Below are 15,982 nucleotides of genomic sequence, written 5' to 3'. Positions count from 1 at the left end.
CCGGCCTCAGTACGGCTTGACCGCGCCGGTGGACAGGGCCGTCTTCGCCTTGGCCAGCGCGTCGGCGACCGCGGTGTCCTTGCTGCACAACACGAAATCGGTGCCGTGGTTGGGTGAGGTGAGCCCGAAGCGCACGTTCTCGGCCTTCCAGGAGTTGTCGAGCGCGGCGTTCACGGCGTACTCGACCTCGGCGCCGATGTCGGTGTGCACGTAGCCCAGGTAGACCGGATTGGTGCAGTCACCGGGGATCGGGCCGCCGACCATGGCCGCGCCGGACTGGGTCGCGGCCTGTTCCATGCCCGCCTTGCCGAGATTGACGATCTGGCCGAGCGCGCCAGCGCCCGCGCCGTAGTCGGCCAGGGCGGCCTGTTTGGCCTTGGCGGGGTCGTTGAAGTCGCCGACGTACTGCGGGGTGAGCACCTTCACGTCCGGCTCGGCGAACCGGGCGCCGTTGCCGAAGGCGTTGGCGGCGTTGACGATCGCGGGCAGCTCGACCCCGCCGACGAAGGCCACCGCGCCGGTCTTCGCGCCCGCCGCCGACACCGCGCCGCTGAGGAACTCGGCCTCGGCCTGCTGCGGGTCGTAGTAGGCGAGATTGGCCATCGGCTTCGCGTCGGCGGGCCCGCCGATCTCGACGAACTTCACGTTCGGGAACTGCGGGGCGACCTTGCGCACGTCGGCGTCGGTCTGGCCGCCGAGGGAGATCACCAGGTCGTTGGTGGAGGCGAAGCGGACCAGGGCCTGCTGGTAGTCACTGGCGGCGACCTGCTCGACCTTGCTCAGCTCCACCTTGTCGCCGAGGGTGCCGGCGATGCGCTGGTAGCCGAGGTATCCCGACTGCATGAAGCCGGTGTCCGACAGCGAGCCGGGGAAGAACACGCCGACCTTCAGCTTGCCGCCCGACGCGGCGGAATCGGAGGACCCGCAGGCCGACAGCAGGGCGGCGGCGGCGAGAGCGGCCGAGCCGACGGCGATCGCGCGCCGAGTGGACTTGTGCACGGGGTACTCCTTGATCGAACGAACCGCTTACTTAGCGGTATACCGTTAAGTGTCAGCCTGGTGCCCGCAGATGACGGGCGGATTACCGAAACGTAAGAAACGGTCGCTCCCGGCTCTCGGTACTACCGTGGGGGCTGTGCAGGCGCGGAAGGATGGTGCGGTGACGGAGGAACCGGCGAAGAAGTCGCTGCGGGATCGGGCCTATGAGGAGCTCCGCGACCGGATCATCGACCTGCGGCTGAGCCCCGGCCAGCGGCTGGTCGAACGCGATCTCGCGACCGAGCTGGCGATCTCCCGGATCCCGCTGCGCGAGGCGTTGCAGATGCTCGAGCGCGAGGGCTTGGTCGTCATCGTGCCGCGGCAGGGGGCGATCGTCGCGCCGTTCACGGTCACCGATGTGCGCGACCTGTTCGACGTCCGCGAGAGCCTGGAGGTGCTCGCGGCGCGGCTGGCCGCCGAGCGCGCCGAACCCGCCGACCTCACGGCGCTGCGCGACCAGCTCGATTCCGCGCGCCGCGCCACCGCCGCCGGTGACCAGGCCGCGATCGCCGCCGCCAACGCCGGCTTCCACACCCTCATCGTCGAGGTCTCCGGCAACCCGCTGCTGCATTCGCTGCTGCGCCCCTTGGAATCCCGGGTCCGCTGGCTGTTCCACCTCACCAAGGAACGCGACCCCGGCACCCAGTGCGAGGAACACGAAGCCCTCTACGCCGCCATCGCCGCGGGCGACCCGGACGCCGCCGCCGAGATCGCCTACCGCCACGTCGCCTCGGGCCGCGAACCCAGCCTCGCGCTCTCGGCCCAGTGGTCCATGCCCGCCATCGACCCGGTCTCGGCCACCCGCACCCGCCAGCGGACCTCGCAGCGCGAGAAGAGCGCGTGATGATTCCGGAGTCGGCGCAGGATTCGTCGGGGGAGACGATCGCGCGCGCGGTGCGCGCGGAGATCCTGTCGGGCCGATTGCCCGCGGGGGAGCGGCTGGTCGCCGAAGCGCTGGCCCAGCGGTTCGGGGTGTCGCGCATTCCCGTGCGGGAGGCGCTGGCGCGGTTGCAGTCCGAGGGCTTCGTGACGATCGTCCGGCATCGCGGTGCCACGGTCGCGGAGCCGCCGGTGTCGGTCGCGCGGCAATTGCTCCAGGTGCGGCGGGGAATGGAAGTGCTGGCGGCGCAGCTGGCCGCGGAGAATCGCGGGGGCGCGGTGGCCGGCGAGCTGTCCGGCTACGTGGACGGCCAGCGCGCCGAATCCGGCGGCGCCGGATCGCCGTTCCACGATCTGATCGCCCGTGCCTCCGGCAACGACGAGCTGCGCAGGTTGCTCGGTGATGTGAACGCGCGGGTGCGCTGGGCACTCGGGCACAATCCGGAAGTGTCGGCGAGTGACCACCGCGCGGTGGCGATCGCTGTCCTCAATGGCGCTGTCGTGCAGGCCGGTTACCTCATGGACGAACACCTGCGCCGCGACGACGTGTACTTCGCGGGCACGTTCTCCTCCTGAGTCCCGATCAAGATTGCATTCAATTTGGGGGGATATATCGATCAGTTAACGTGATTAGATGTGGTCGAAACGTGTAGGTCAACGGGATTGCATACAAAGTAGGCAGCTTGCTTCCAGTGCCGCTGAGGCAGCTCGCCGATGCGAACGTTGTCGGTGTCGCTCCCGTCACCGGAGTCCGCGATGTCCCTCACCTCCTCTGACACTCCGTCCGCCACCTCCTCGCCCGCCGCGTCCCCCGGCCTGGCCGCCGCGCTCGATCGCATCGGCTTCGGCCGGGTCCAGGTCGTCGTCATCGCCCTGCTGATGGCCGGGCTGTTCTTCGACTCGCTCGAACAGAACTCGACCGGCGCCATGGGCCCGCTGCTGAAAGACGCCTTCGGCATCGGCAATGCCGAGCTCACCCTGATCAACACGGTGACCGTGATCGGCGGCCTGGTCGGCCGGCTCGTCGGCGGCTATCTCGCCGACCGCTGGGGCCGCCGCACCGCGCTGAGCCTCAACCTGCTCGTCTACACCCTCGGCGGTCTGATCAGTGCCGCCGCCGTCGACTACGAGATGCTGCTGGCCAGCCGGTTCGTCGTCGGCGTCGGTCTGGGTGGTGAGTTCACCGTCGGCTTGGCGATCCTGGCCGAATTGGTGGCCACCCGGCACCGCGGGTCGCTGCTGGCGACGCTCAACATCTCCTCCGGCGGCATCGGCAATATCGCGTCCTTCGGCTTCTTCGCCCTGGTGCTCGGTCCGCTCGGCGGCCTCCTCGGCGGTGACGACACCTCGTGGCGCTGGACGTATGTGATCCTGGCCGTTCCCGCGGTCCTGGTCGTCTACTTCCGCAGGTATCTGCCCGAATCGCCGCGCTTCCTGCTGTCGAAGGGGCGGATCGACGAGGCCAATCTGAGCCTCACCCGGCTCGGGAGCGGCAGCATCGCGGGGCTGCGGCACCCGGGCGCCACGGTTCGCTATGTCACCGAGGCCGATATCCCGCGAAAGACCAAGTCCTCGTACGCCGAAGTCTTCAAGGGCCGCAATCTGCGCCGGGTCGCCGCGGTGGGCGCCGCCTCGTGGATGTCGTTCGGTGCGCAGGTCACCCTGCTGTTCCTGATGCCGATCCTGCTGGTGTCGCGGGGCTACTCGCTCACCGATTCGCTCGCCTTCACCATGATCATGAACATCGGCAGCCTGTTCGGTGCCTGCGCCGCCTGCTATCTCGCGGGACGCGCGCCCCGCCGGGTCACCGTCATGGCGGCGGCCGTGCTCGGCTGCGTCTCGGCGATCGCCTTCGCCCTGTTCGCGAACTCGACGATGCTCCTGCTGACCCTGGGCATGATCTTCCAGTTCTTTACGATGCTGCTCAACACCATGCTCTCGGTGTGGTCGCCGGAGCTGTTCCCGACCTCGGTCCGCGCGATGGGCGCCTCGGTGGTCAACGGGATCGGCAATGTCGCGGGCGCCGTGATGCCCTTTCCCGCCCTGTTCTTCTTCGACATCGCCGGTGTCCCCGGCGTTTTCGCGATGATCGCCGCGATGTACGCGCTGCTGGTGATCGCCGCCCGCTTCGGCCCCGAAACCTTCGGAAAGCCCCTGGAGCTCGTCAGCGGGGAAACCGCTGCGGCCTCCGCCTAGTCCCCGACCGTTCGAGCAGAGGAGCCCGATCATGGACGAACTGAAGATCTCCGCCACCGCGCACGGACTGAACTATCTGCCGGAGTATGTCGCCGCCGATACCGGACTGTTCGCCGCGCACGACCTGGCCGTGACCGCCACCGCCAAGGATCCCTGGACCGGCGTCCTCGACGACCTGGACAGCGGCGCCGCCGACATCGCCCTCGGCGGCCTGTGGGTTCCCGGAATGTACTGGGGCACACCACGGGAACTGACCGTCTTCGCTCAGCTGAACCACCAGTTCCCCAAGGCGCTGGTGGTCCGCGACACCCACGCCGGATTCGGCTGGGCGGACCTGGTGGGCCGGACCGTGCTGGCGCCGGGCATCGGTGGCAGCGCGCCGTACGCCTTCACCGCGGGGCTCCTCCGCGAGGCCGGCGTCGATCCGGCCGGCATCGAATTCCTGCGCGATCTGTCGACGCCGATGTTCGTCGAACTGTTCGAGGCGGGTCTGGGCGACGCGATCATCCTCGACCTGACGACCGCGCAGATCATGCAGGACAGGGGAACCGGTGTCATCGCGATCGACTACACCGAAGCCGGCGGACTGGGTCCGAACAGTGTGTACTACCTGCGCACCGATCGGTTCGAGGAGCTGTCGGATCGCCTCGTGCGGTTCACCTCGGCCCTCGACCTGGCCATGCGGCGCTTGCGGACGACGGCGGTCGCCGAGCTCGAACCGCTGCTCGCCGCCCACTGGCCGGACGTGGCGACGTCGACGCTGCTGCGTTCCTGCGAGCGCATCAGGGCATCGCGCACCTGGGAAACGGTCCGCATCGACGCCGCCGCCAGCGATCGGTGGATGCGGATGCTGGCCGAAGCGGGGATGGTGCGCACGGCACCGCCCTTCGTCGACCTGATCGAGACCCGCATCGTGGACAGTATCGAGCTGACCGCCTCGCCCCGCTGAACCCACCCCGGCGGGGGCCGTCGCCTGGTCCGGCGACGGCCCCCGCCGTTCGGCAACCCCGTGCTCAGACGCCCGGGTCGGTGCGATCCGCGGCGGCGCGCAATGCCGTTCGCGCGGCCTGGACCGCCGGGTGGGCATCGGTGCCGTTGCGGTGGGCCAGATAGGTGTGGCGCCGGATCGGCAAGGGGGTCAGCGTGATCGCGGCGGGCGGGGAGTGCAGGGCCATCGCGGGGACGATCGCGGCGCCCGCGCCCGCCGCGACCAGTGCCAGCACGGTCGTGAAATCGTCGGCGTGATGGCGGATGCGCGGGGTGAAGCCCGCGGCCTGGCAGACGCGCAGTGTGACGGTGTGACACAGCGTGCCGGGAGTGCCCGCGATCCACGGGGATTCGACCTGGGCGCGGAGCGGATCCGGTGTGCGAGCCGGGGTGCGCGTGGCGAGGTGGACCGTCTCGGAGTGCAGGGGCTCGGTGCGCAGGGCCGCGTCGGGGGTGGCGGGGACCAGGTCGTAGTCGTGGGTGAGGGCGATGTCGAGGGTGCCGGCGCGCAGGGCGTCGGGGACCTCGGCGGGGTCGATCTCGGTCACCGTGAGTTCCAGGCGCGGATGGTCGGTGCTGAGGGTGACCAGGGCGGGGGAGAGCAGGGTGCGGGCGGCCGTGGGGAAGGCGCCGATGCGCAGGGTTCCGACGAGTTCGTCTCGGGCGCAGGCTAATTCGGCATCGGCGCGTTCGAGGGCGGCCAGCACCGTCTCGGTGTGGCCGACGAGCAGATGCGCCGCGGGGGTGAGCAGGACGCGTCGCCCCGTGCGTTCGAGCAGGGGGACGCCCGCCTCGCGTTCGAGCGCGGTGAGCTGCTGGGACACCGCCGACGGTGTGTAGCTGAGCGCGTCGGCGACCGCGGCGATGGTGCCGCGATGAGCGAGTTCGCGCAGGAGGCGGAGTTTGCGGACGTCCAGCATCAGTTCAGCTTACGTTTGTCGTCAGGAACGTGAACTGGACCTGATGTATTCGTGGCTCGACGATGGACCCATGACATCGCTGCAGGGACTGTTCGTCCCCATGATCACCCCGTTCACCGCCGACGGCGACCTCGCGCTCACCGCCCTGGAACAGCACGCCCACCGGGTGCTCGACGCCGGCGCGACCGGGCTCGTCGCCCTGGGCACCACCGCCGAGCCGTCGGCACTCACGGCCGAGGAACGGGCGCTGGTCCTCGATCGCTGCGCCGGCGTCTGTGCCGAGCGGGACGCACCGCTGATCGTCTGCGCGGGCGGCAATGCCACCGCCGACTCGGTCCGGGCGGTGGGTGCGCTGCGGCAGCCGATCGCGGGCGTGCTCGCGGTGGTGCCGTACTACGTGCGGCCCAGCGAGGAGGGCGTGATCGCGCACTTCACGGCGCTGGCGGCCGCCAGCCCGGCGCCGCTCTACGTCTACGACGTGCCCTATCGCACCGCGCGCCCCCTCGGCGGTGACACACTCGTGCGGCTCGCCGGCATTCCGAACATCGCCGGGTTCAAGCACTCCGTCGGCGGTGTCGACGCGGCCAGCGTCGAATTGCTGGCGCGGGCGGGGGAGGCGACGACGGTGCTGTGCGGCGACGACCGCTTCGCCTCGGCCCTGCTCGCGCTCGGCGCGCGCGGCGGCATCCTCGCGGCGGCCAATATCGCGCCCGCCGCCTACGCGGAGCTGATCGCCGCGTGGCTCGCCGGTGACGTCGCCCGGGGCCGCGCGCTCGGGCATCGCCTCGACGCGCTCGGCGCCGCGCTGTTCGCCGAACCCAATCCGACGGTGATCAAGGCGGTGCTCGCCGAGCGTGGCCTGATCCCCAGCGCGGCTGTCCGGCTGCCGCTGTTGTCCGCTTCGTCCGAGTCCACGATCGCGGCGTTGCGGGCGGCGGAGGCGGCGGCGGTGACGCCGGTGTGACCCGAGATCACGAACAGTAAATTTCACTGGTCTTCGAGGGCGAAAGGTGCCAGGCTCAAGCGGTGACGAAACCTCCGGATATCGGCGCCGCCGATCCCACCTCCGACAAGCTGGACGCCGCCGTACTCAAAGTGGCGGGCGTGGTCGTACTCGGCGCGGTGATGTCGATTCTCGACATCACCGTGGTCACCGTGGCGATTCCGACGTTCATGGCGGATTTCAACGCCTCCGTCGAGGTCGTCGCCTGGACCATGACCGGCTACACCCTGGCCCTGGCCTCGGTCATCCCGATGACGGGCTGGGCCGCCGACCGCTTCGGCACCAAACGCCTCTATATGGCGGCGCTGTCCTTCTTCATCATCGGGTCGGTGCTGTGCTCGATGGCGTGGAGTATCGAATCGCTGGTGGCCTTCCGCGTCATCCAGGGCATCGGCGGCGGCATGCTCATGCCGCTGGGCATGACGATCATGACCCACGCCGCGGGCCCGCAGCGGATCGGCCGGGTGATGGCGGTCCTGGGTGTGCCCATGCTGCTCGGCCCGATCTGCGGCCCCATCCTCGGCGGCTGGCTGATCGACTCCTTCAGCTGGCACTGGATCTTCCTGATCAACCTGCCGCTGGGCCTGGTCGCGCTGGTCCTGGCCTACATCGTGTTCGCGCCCGACAAGCCCAAGCCCTCGGAATCGTTCGACTTCCTCGGCATGCTGCTGGCCTCGCCCGGCCTGGCCCTGTTCCTGTTCGGCGTCTCCTCCATCCCGGAGAAGGGCACGGTGCTCGCCGCGCGCGTGCTCGTCCCCGCGATCATCGGCGCGGTCCTGCTGGTGGCGTTCGTGTTCCACGCGCTGCGCACCGAGCATCCGCTGATCGACCTTCGCCTGTTCCGCAACCCGTCGCTGCGCTTCTCGGTGCTGACCATGTCGCTGTTCGCGACGGCGTTCTTCGGCGCGGGCTTCCTGCTGCCCAACTACCTGCAGCAGGTGCGCGGTGAGACGGCGTTCGACTCCGGTCTGCTCATGGCCCCGCAGGGCATCGGCGCCATGCTGACGATGCCGATCGCCGGCTTCCTGGTCGACAAGATCGGGCCAGGCAAGATCGTGCTGTTCGGCATCACCTTCATCACCGTCGGCCTGGCCGGCTTCACCCAGCTCGAGGCCGACACGTCCTACCTGATGATCGGCGGCGCGCTGTTCGTGATGGGTCTGGGCATGGGCTGCACCATGATGCCGGTGATGACGGCCGCCATCCAGACGCTCACGCACGCCCAGGTGGCGCGCGGCTCGACGTTGATGAACATCATCAACCAGACCGCGGCCTCGATCGGCACCGCGGTGATGTCGGTCGTGCTGGCCGCCCAGCTCAACGACCACCCGTCGACCAAGATCGGCATCGCCTCCAACGCCAAGCCCGAACTCGCGGCGCAGTTCCCGCCCGAGCTGATCCAGCAGGGCCTGGACCTGGCCGCCGAGGCGTTCAGCCACACCTATTGGGTCGCGGTGATCCTCGCCGGCCTGACCCTGATCCCGGCGTTCTTCCTGCCGCGCACCAAACCGGACACCCCGGTCGACGCCGAAGCGTCGATCATGGTCTGATCCGACTCGCGAAAGCCCGGGTGGAACACGATGTTCCCCCCGGGCTTTCGCGGTATCTCAGCGCCGACCGGCGATCTCGTGCAGGACCCGCACCATCCGATCGATCTCGTCGACGGTGTTGTAGAACGCGAACGACGGCCGCACCGTCGCCTCCACCCCGAGCCTGCGCAGAATCGGCTGCGCGCAGTGATGCCCGGCCCGCACCGCGATGCCGCGGTCGTTGAGCGCCCTGCCGATGTCGACGGGATCGCATCCCTCGATCACGAACGAGAGCACGCTCGCCTTCTCCGCCGCGGTCCCGATGAGCCGGGCGCCCGGCACCGCGGCCACCAGCGGGGTCGCGTAGGCGAGCAGTTCGTGTTCGTAGCGGCCGATGACGTCCATGCCGATGCGCGAGACGTAATCGATGGCCGTGGCGAGGCCGACCGCGTCGGCGATATTGCCGGTACCCGCCTCGAACCGGCCCGGTGGTGGCTGGAACGTGGAGCGTTCCAGCGTGACATCGGCGATCATGTTGCCGCCGCCCTGCCACGGCGGCATGTCCTCGAGCACCGCGGACTTGCCGTAGACGGCGCCGATTCCGGTGGGCCCGAACAGCTTGTGCCCGGAAAACACGAAGAAATCGGCGTCGATGTCGCGCACATCGATCGGGGTGTGCGGCACCGACTGCGCGCCGTCGATCAGCACCGTGGCCCCGACCCGCCGGGCCTGGGCGGTCAGCTCGCGCACCGGGGTGATGGTGCCCAGCGCGTTGGACACCTGGGTCACCGACACCAGTTTCGTGCGGTCGGTGAGCAACCGGGTGTACTCGTCGAGCAGCAGCTGACCGCGATCGTCGACCGGGATCACCTGGATCCGCGCGCCCGTCTCCGCGGCCAGCAACTGCCACGGCACGATGTTCGCGTGGTGCTCGAGGTGCGAGATCAGGATCTCGTCGCCCGCGCGCAGGTTCTTGCGACCCCAGGTCTGGGCGATCAGGTTGATGCCCTCGGTCGCGCCGCGCACGAACACGATCTCCGACGGCGACCCCGCGCCGAGGAAGCGGGCGACGGTCTCGCGCGCCTGCTCGTAGGCATCGGTCGACCGGGCCGCCAATTCGTGTGCCGCCCGGTGGATGTTGGAGTTCTCGTGCGCGTAGAACGACGCGAGCCGATCGATGACCGCGCGTGGCTTCTGCGTGGTGGCGGCATTGTCGAACCACACCAGCTGATGCCCGTTGACCCGCTCGGCCAGGATCGGGAAGTCGGCGCGCACGGCGTGCACGTCGAAGGCCGGATGCGGATCGGCCGCGACCGGCGGGACCGGCCCGCCGTCGAGGAAATAGAACGACGGCGCGCCGGGCGGTGCCGGTGCCACCGGAGCACGCGGCGGCGACAGGATGTCGCGCAACGACGGCAGCACCGCGAGGAACGGATCGACATGCACCGCGTCGGCCCGCACCGGCGGGCTCGACGGGACGTGCTCGGCACCCCAGCCCGGCACCGCGGGCGCGGTGGTCGGACCGCCGGGCACCGAACTTCCCGACGCCCCCACCGGTGGTGCGGGCCGGAAGACCGGCGGTGCCTTCGTGGCGGGCGCTGGTGGCGTGACCGGCGCGGACGGGGCGTCCGGTTGCAGCAGCGACACCCCCGGTGTGCCCGCCGCTCCGGTCGGCAGCGCGGCGAAGAGCTCGCCGGCGAGGCGCGCGAGCGTCGCCTCGTCCGGGAGTCCGTCGCCGCCGCCCGCCTCAGGCCCGGTAGGACGGGGCGTAGTCATGGAACTTGTCCACCTCGGCACCCTCGAGCAGGGCCACCGCGTCGTCGGTCAGGATGGTCAGCGAGCAGTACAGCGACACCAGGTACGAGGCGATGGCACTGCGATCGATGCCCATGAACTTCACCGACAGGCCCGGCCCCTGCTCCCCGGCCAACCCCGGCTGGTACAGCCCCACCACACCCTGGCGGGATTCGCCGGTGCGGATCAGCAGGAACGACGTCTTGCCGTCCACCACGGGCACCTTGTCCGACGGAATGATCGGAATCCCGCGCCACGTGATGAATTGGGAGCCGAACAGACTGACCGTCGGCGGCGGCACTCCGCGCCGGGTGCATTCCCGGCCGAAGGCGGCGACACCCTGCGGATGCGTGAGGAAGAAGCCGGGTTCCTTCCAGACCTTGGTGATCAGATTGTCCAGGTCGTCGGGGGTCGGTGGCCCGGCCAGGGTCGTGATGCGCTGGCGCTCCACGGTATTGGCGATCAGCCCGTAGTCGGGGCTGTTGATCAGCTCGCCTTCCTGGTGCTCCTTGATCGCCTCGATGGTCAGTCGCAACTGCTGAGCGATCTGATCGTGCGGGCTCGAATACAGGTCCGAGACCCGGGTGTGCACGTCGAGAATCGTGTTGACGGCCTTGAGGCGGTACTCGCGGGGTTCCTTCTCGTAGTCGATGAAGGTCTCCGGCAGGGGCGACTCGTCGAAGTTGTCGCACTGGATATCGACGGTCTGTTCGTGCGTGACGCGGTTGCGTCGGTAGATACCGGCCTCGACCGGTACCCAATTGAGGAGATGGACCAGCCACCGTGGAGTGATCGACTCCATCTGGGGGACGGTCTTGGTCGCGTTGGCCAGTGTCCGGGCGGCGACATCGCCGAGGGCAACCGGGCGCGGTACAGCGTTGGTCATCGAACCACCTTGCGTATAGGCAAATCGACGGTTAACCGGCGGAGTCAGCCTAACTCCGCCGGGATCGCCTGTCGCGCCGGAACGCCCGTGTCCGACCGCTGTTCACACGCGGAAACGTGATCTCAACCGTAAAGCTTCACAAATGCCTCGAGCGAGCGTTCGATGTCGCCGCGCAGCGCCTTGGCCACGGCCGAGCCGATCGGGCCGAACAGCGGCGCGCCGCCGAGGTCGATGTCGACGCTCACCTTCGAGCCGCTGCCCTTCGGCTCGACCAGCATGGCCAGCCCGAACTTGGTGCCACCGATGCCCGCACCGGTGAGCGCGAGCCGGCGCGGGGGCTCGGCGGTGCGCACGGTCCAGGTGACCTTGTTGCGGAATCCCTTCACCCGCGCGATGCCGATGAGCACCGTGCCCGGGGTGAGATCGTCGGGCAGGGTGCCGCGCCACGCCTCGTGGATGGTCAGCCAGTCGCCGAGCGCGGGGAGGTCGGAAGCGTGCGCCCACGCCTGGTCCGGCGGGACGGGGACATCGACGGAGAGCTTCAGTTTCGCCACGCCCGGATGGTATCCGGTACCCGAGGTTCCGACTCGACCGGATCGCGGCATAGCAAACCAGAATAGATCAAGTGCCCAGGTGGACGTGCGGGAATTCTGATGCCGGACAGGACGATCCGCGCCGGAGTCGATCATGGTGCTGCTACTGTGTGCGGGTCGCTGGAAGCGGGGCGTGTCGATCGGATATCCGAAGCCACCGCGCTCCCGGGCGAATGCCTCCCGGGCGGGCCGGTGAGGGCCCACCGGCCAGGGCGTGGTGTGGTCGACGACGACGAAAGATCTGATGAACTCAGGAATCGCGGTGCTGTTACTCGTCATCGGAGCGCCGCTGTTACTGCTCGCGCTGGCCGTGACGGTCTTCGCCATGCGCAACGAGCGCCAGCAGCGACTACGGGCCGACGCCGCCATCCGCGAGCGGGTCGCGTGTGAGAACGCGCTGATCCAGCTGGCGCAGACGACACTCCCGGGGATCACCGCGGCCGTACGCAGGCACGAGATCCCCGCGGTCGCCATCGAGCTGCCCGCCGAACTGCAGGAGACGCAGGTCGGCCAGGTGCTGCAGATGATCGCCACCGGTCACGCGGAGGACCTGCGGGTGGTCACCGAGGAGACCAGGGCGATGGTCGAGCGCTACGGCGAGCAGCGGCGCACCAGCGAGGTGCAGGCCGCGCAGGAATCCGCGCGCGCGGATCTGTCGGCCACCTCGCGGGCCGCGACCAGCGCGGCGGTGCGCTCGTTCGGTACCTCCGTGGTGAGCCTGGGCACCGACCTCGGCCAGGTGGTGAGCGCGGCGCTGCGCGAGCACCGCGACGACGCGATCTACGAGACGCTGACCAGGATCGACCACACCGTGCAGCAGATGATCCGGCAGGCGCAGTCCTACGTGATCGTCTCCGGTGGCCTGCCCGGCAGGCGCTGGCCGCAGCAGTCGCTGACCGACGTGGCCGGTGGCGCCACCGGACGTGTGCGGGAATACCTGCGGGTGCGTTCGGGGCAGTCCGACCGGGTGGTGATCAGCCGCGCGGTCGAACCGCTGGTGCACACCCTGGCCACGCTGCTGGACAACGCGCTGCGGTATTCGCCGCCGTCGTCGTTCGTCGAGGTCGGGTTCCAGGAGGGGCATCACGGCGTCACCGTCATCATCGACGACGCGGGCATGCGGATGAGCCCGGAGCAGCTCGAGGACGCGCGACAGGTGCTCAGCGGCGAACGTGCCGTCGACATCCATGATCTCGGTCCGGCGCCGAAGGTCGGTTTCCCCGGTATCGCGGCGCTCGCGCGGCGCTACGGGTTCTCCGTCCACGTCGACGGGCCGAACATCTTCGGTGGTATGCGGGCGATGGTCTACGTGCCGTCGGCGCTGCTGGTCAGCGGTGCCGCGCCGCGGCTGCCGGAGCCGGAACTCGCCGCGCCCGCGCATCTTCCGGTGCCCGTGCCGACGCTGGTCGAGGTCGACGCGCCGCACGCCGAGGTACACGAGATCACCAGTGGGGGACTACCCAAGCGCCGCCGCAGGCCGGTCGCGCCGGATTCGGCGGGAGTGCCCGCCGACGACGCGGGGCAGGCTCGCCCCGACCTCGCCGCTGCCTGGCACAGCGGCTCCCGCAGCGGTCGCCTCGCTGCGGCCGAGCGAACCACGGAAGGAACCGCCGATGAGCACACCGGTAGCCGATAGCACGAACCGATTGGCATGGCTGCTCGAGGACCTGGAGATCCCCGGCGTCCGCTTCGCGGTGCTGCTCTCCGACGACGGCCTGCGGATCGCGCACTCCCGGGGCGTGGCCAAGGACGACGCCGAGCGCTTCGCCGCGGCCGCCTCCGGCCTGCGCTCGCTCGGCAAGGCGCTCGGTGAGTTCTGCGGAGGTCCCGCGAACACCGTGCGCCAGAACATGACCGAGTACGACGAGGGCATGATCATGATCACCGCCGCCGGTGCGGGCGCGCTGCTAGGCGTCGCCACCACCGCGGATGTGGACGTCGCGCTGGTGGCGCACCGGATGAACGAGCTCGCCTCGCGCGTCGGCCACGAGATCGGCAGCGCGCCGCGGCACGGTGGCAGGTAATGAGCCGGGGCAGGCGCGATCCCGACCTGGTCAGATCGTATGTGCGCACCGGCGGCCGGGTTCGGGCCGCCCATGAGCTGGACCTGGTGACCCTGGTCCGTTCGGTCGCCGACGCGCGACCCGATCACCGTCCCGACGAGCGCCGGGTTCTCGCGCTCACCAGCCGCCGCGGTGCGCTCTCGATCGCGGAGCTGTCGGCGTATCTGGATCTGCCCGCGTCGGTCGTGAAGATCATCGTGTCCGATCTGCTCGACAGCGGTCATCTACAGTGCCCGACTCCGGCCGAGGTGAAGCCGGAACTCGCGTTGATCAAGGAGGTGCTGCATGGTCTCCGTGCCATCGCGGGGTGAGGTCGACTACGTCGCCGAGACGGTGACCCGATCGGTGAAGATCCTGGTCGCGGGCAACTTCGGCGTCGGCAAGACGACCTTCGTGTGCGGGGTGTCGGAGATCCGCCCGCTGCGCACCGAGGAGACCATCACCGAGGCCAGCATCGGCGTCGACGACATGGCCGGGCTCGGCAGCAAGGTGCAGACCACCGTCGCCCTGGATTTCGGCAGGCTCACCCTGAATCCGCAACTGGCGCTGTACCTGTTCGGCACGCCGGGCCAGGAACGCTTCGCGCCCCTGTGGGAGGAATTGGCCCGCGGTGCGCTCGGCGCGCTGGTGCTCGTCGACACCCGCCGCATCGAGAAGGCCGACGACGTGCTCTCGGCGCTGGAACAGCGCGGGGTGCCGTACGCGGTGGCGGTCAACGAGTTCGAGGGCTTCCGCCGCTACCCGCTCGAAGAAGTGCGTGAGGCGCTCGACCTGTCGCCGGAGACGCCGGTCGTCGCGGTCGACGCCCGGCGCCGCGACCACGGTCTGCGCGCGCTGATCACGCTGGCGGAGTATCTGTTCCAACGGCAGGAAGCAACAGCGTCATGACGGTCGACCTCGCGGCGGCCGAGCGGGTCCCGATGTACGCCCCCGAGTTCGCCGCCGATCCCCAGGCGGCCTACCGGGAGATGCGGCGCCGGTTCGGGTCGGTGGTGCCGGTGGAGTTGTCGCCGGGGATCCACGCGACCCTGGTCATCGGCTATCACACGGCGGTGCGGATCCTCAACGATCCCGAGCACTTCCCGGCCGACCCGCGCATGTGGCAGCGCAACATCCCGCAGGACTGCCCGGTGCTGCCGATGCTGCAGTTCCGCCCGGCCGCGCTGCGCACCACCGGTGCCGAACACGTCCGGTACCGGCAGGCCAATGTCGCCGGGATCGCGGGCGTCGACCTGTACGCGATGCACGCCACGATCGAGCAGTTCGCGATCCCGCTGATCAACAGCTTCTGCTCGACCGGCTCGGCGGACCTGTTGAGCCAGTACGCGTTTCCGCTGGTGTTCCAGGCGCTGAACTCGATGCTGGGCTGTACGCCCGAGATCGGTCAGCAGGTGGCCACCGGCATGGCGCAGATCTTCGAGGGCGACGACGCCGAGGCAGGCAACAACCTGCTCGCGTCCGCGCTGACCGACCTCGTCGCACTGCGGCAGCGCGAACCGGGCGACGACGTCGCCACCCGGCTGCTGCACCACCCGGCCGCCCTCACCGACGAAGAGATGGTGCACCAGCTGCTGGTGCTCTACGGCGCCGGCATCGAGCCGATGCTGAACCTGGTGGTCAACACGCTGCGGCTGATGCTCACCGACGATCGCTTCGCGGGCAACGTCCTCGGCGGAAGCCTGTCCACCCGTGACGCACTCGACGAGGTGCTGTTCACCGACCCGCCGCTGGCGAACTTCTGCATGACCTATCCGCGCCAGCCGATCCTGGTCGACGAGATGTGGCTGCCCGCCGATGAACCGGTCGTGATCAGCATGTCGGCCTGCAACAACGATCCGGCCATCGCCGGGCGCGATGTGGTCGACAACCGGGCGCATCTGGCGTGGAGCGCCGGTCCGCACGGGTGCCCGGCCAGGTCGGTGGCGTATCTGATCGTGCAGGACGCGATCGACCAATTGCTCGACGCCCTGCCGGAATTGCGCCTGGCCGTGCCCGCCGAGGACCTGGTGTGGCGACCCGGCCCCTTCCACCGTTCGCTGGCGGCCCTGCCGGTCGAGTTCCCGCAGACGCCGCCGCTGCCGCTGCCCTGATCCG

General features: G+C 69.6%; 16 protein-coding genes. 11 read left to right on the top strand and 5 right to left on the bottom strand.

Annotation, left to right across the window (positions count from 1 at the left end):
- Positions 1 to 6: 6 nt before the first annotated feature.
- A complete protein-coding gene (locus tag ACFVW6_RS10295; protein WP_378826642.1) occupies positions 7 to 999 on the bottom strand; it encodes a BMP family protein in 993 nt (330 codons plus the stop codon).
- A 160-nt stretch (positions 1,000 to 1,159) separates the two neighbouring features.
- Here ACFVW6_RS10295 and ACFVW6_RS10290 point away from each other — a divergent pair, with 160 nt between their 5' ends.
- The 4 genes from ACFVW6_RS10290 to ACFVW6_RS10275 all read left to right on the top strand — a co-directional run bounded on the left by ACFVW6_RS10290 (position 1,160) and on the right by ACFVW6_RS10275 (position 5,062).
- Entirely contained in the window at positions 1,160 to 1,882 is a 723-nt protein-coding gene (locus ACFVW6_RS10290) for a GntR family transcriptional regulator (protein WP_355281914.1), read from the top strand.
- Positions 1,882 to 2,493, top strand: coding sequence for a GntR family transcriptional regulator (locus ACFVW6_RS10285; protein ID WP_378826639.1), 612 nt, complete (start codon positions 1,882 to 1,884; stop codon positions 2,491 to 2,493). Before ACFVW6_RS10290 ends, ACFVW6_RS10285 begins: the two co-directional genes overlap by 1 nt.
- 180 nt (positions 2,494 to 2,673) lie before the next feature.
- The gene (locus tag ACFVW6_RS10280; protein ID WP_378826637.1) at positions 2,674 to 4,113 is read left to right on the top strand and encodes an MFS transporter; all 1,440 of its coding nucleotides are present in this window, start codon (positions 2,674 to 2,676) and stop codon (positions 4,111 to 4,113) included.
- 31 nt (positions 4,114 to 4,144) lie between these two features.
- On the top strand, positions 4,145 to 5,062 hold the full coding sequence (locus tag ACFVW6_RS10275; protein WP_378826635.1) for an ABC transporter substrate-binding protein: 918 nt from the start codon (positions 4,145 to 4,147) through the stop codon (positions 5,060 to 5,062).
- A 64-nt stretch (positions 5,063 to 5,126) separates the two neighbouring features.
- Here the strand turns inward: ACFVW6_RS10275 and ACFVW6_RS10270 are convergent, their stop codons facing one another.
- A complete protein-coding gene (locus tag ACFVW6_RS10270) occupies positions 5,127 to 6,020 on the bottom strand; it encodes a LysR family transcriptional regulator (RefSeq protein WP_378826633.1) in 894 nt (297 codons plus the stop codon).
- 70 nt (positions 6,021 to 6,090) lie between these two features.
- Here ACFVW6_RS10270 and dapA point away from each other — a divergent pair, with 70 nt between their 5' ends.
- Both dapA and ACFVW6_RS10260 read left to right on the top strand, forming a co-directional pair.
- Entirely contained in the window at positions 6,091 to 6,984 is an 894-nt protein-coding gene (gene dapA / locus ACFVW6_RS10265) for a 4-hydroxy-tetrahydrodipicolinate synthase (RefSeq protein ID WP_378826631.1), read from the top strand.
- Positions 6,985 to 7,046: 62 nt separating this feature from the next.
- Positions 7,047 to 8,573, top strand: coding sequence for a DHA2 family efflux MFS transporter permease subunit (locus tag ACFVW6_RS10260; protein WP_378826629.1), 1,527 nt, complete (start codon positions 7,047 to 7,049; stop codon positions 8,571 to 8,573).
- A 57-nt stretch (positions 8,574 to 8,630) separates the two neighbouring features.
- Here the strand turns inward: ACFVW6_RS10260 and ACFVW6_RS10255 are convergent, their stop codons facing one another.
- The 3 genes from ACFVW6_RS10255 to ACFVW6_RS10245 all read right to left on the bottom strand — a co-directional run bounded on the left by ACFVW6_RS10255 (position 8,631) and on the right by ACFVW6_RS10245 (position 11,786).
- Entirely contained in the window at positions 8,631 to 10,328 is a 1,698-nt protein-coding gene (locus tag ACFVW6_RS10255; RefSeq protein ID WP_378826627.1) for a family 2A encapsulin nanocompartment cargo protein cysteine desulfurase, read from the bottom strand.
- On the bottom strand, positions 10,300 to 11,232 hold the full coding sequence (locus ACFVW6_RS10250) for a family 2A encapsulin nanocompartment shell protein (protein ID WP_378826623.1): 933 nt from the start codon (positions 11,230 to 11,232) through the stop codon (positions 10,300 to 10,302). The genes ACFVW6_RS10255 and ACFVW6_RS10250 overlap by 29 nt, the downstream gene beginning before the upstream one ends.
- Positions 11,233 to 11,354: 122 nt before the next feature.
- Entirely contained in the window at positions 11,355 to 11,786 is a 432-nt protein-coding gene (locus ACFVW6_RS10245; protein WP_355281939.1) for an SRPBCC family protein, read from the bottom strand.
- 283 nt (positions 11,787 to 12,069) lie between these two features.
- Between ACFVW6_RS10245 and ACFVW6_RS10240 the strand changes: the two genes are divergently transcribed.
- The 5 genes from ACFVW6_RS10240 to ACFVW6_RS10220 are packed head-to-tail and all read left to right on the top strand — an operon-like array spanning position 12,070 to position 15,978.
- Entirely contained in the window at positions 12,070 to 13,461 is a 1,392-nt protein-coding gene (locus ACFVW6_RS10240; RefSeq protein WP_355281941.1) for a sensor histidine kinase, read from the top strand.
- A complete protein-coding gene (locus ACFVW6_RS10235) occupies positions 13,439 to 13,849 on the top strand; it encodes a roadblock/LC7 domain-containing protein (RefSeq protein ID WP_355281944.1) in 411 nt (136 codons plus the stop codon). Before ACFVW6_RS10240 ends, ACFVW6_RS10235 begins: the two co-directional genes overlap by 23 nt.
- Positions 13,849 to 14,199, top strand: a complete 351-nt coding sequence (locus ACFVW6_RS10230; protein ID WP_218717406.1) for a DUF742 domain-containing protein — start codon at positions 13,849 to 13,851, stop codon at positions 14,197 to 14,199. Before ACFVW6_RS10235 ends, ACFVW6_RS10230 begins: the two co-directional genes overlap by 1 nt.
- Complete coding sequence (locus ACFVW6_RS10225) at positions 14,174 to 14,776, top strand: ATP/GTP-binding protein (protein ID WP_355281946.1); 603 nt, start codon at positions 14,174 to 14,176, stop codon at positions 14,774 to 14,776. Before ACFVW6_RS10230 ends, ACFVW6_RS10225 begins: the two co-directional genes overlap by 26 nt.
- Complete coding sequence (locus ACFVW6_RS10220; RefSeq protein WP_355281948.1) at positions 14,773 to 15,978, top strand: cytochrome P450; 1,206 nt, start codon at positions 14,773 to 14,775, stop codon at positions 15,976 to 15,978. Before ACFVW6_RS10225 ends, ACFVW6_RS10220 begins: the two co-directional genes overlap by 4 nt.
- The last annotated feature ends 4 nt before the right edge of the window (positions 15,979 to 15,982 follow it).

The organism is Nocardia sp. NPDC058244 (assembly GCF_042882065.1).
Classification (GTDB): Bacteria; Actinomycetota; Actinomycetes; order Mycobacteriales; family Mycobacteriaceae; genus Nocardia.
The sequence above is the reverse complement of the archived record's forward strand: the minus strand, read 5'-3'. Positions and strand labels throughout refer to the sequence as shown.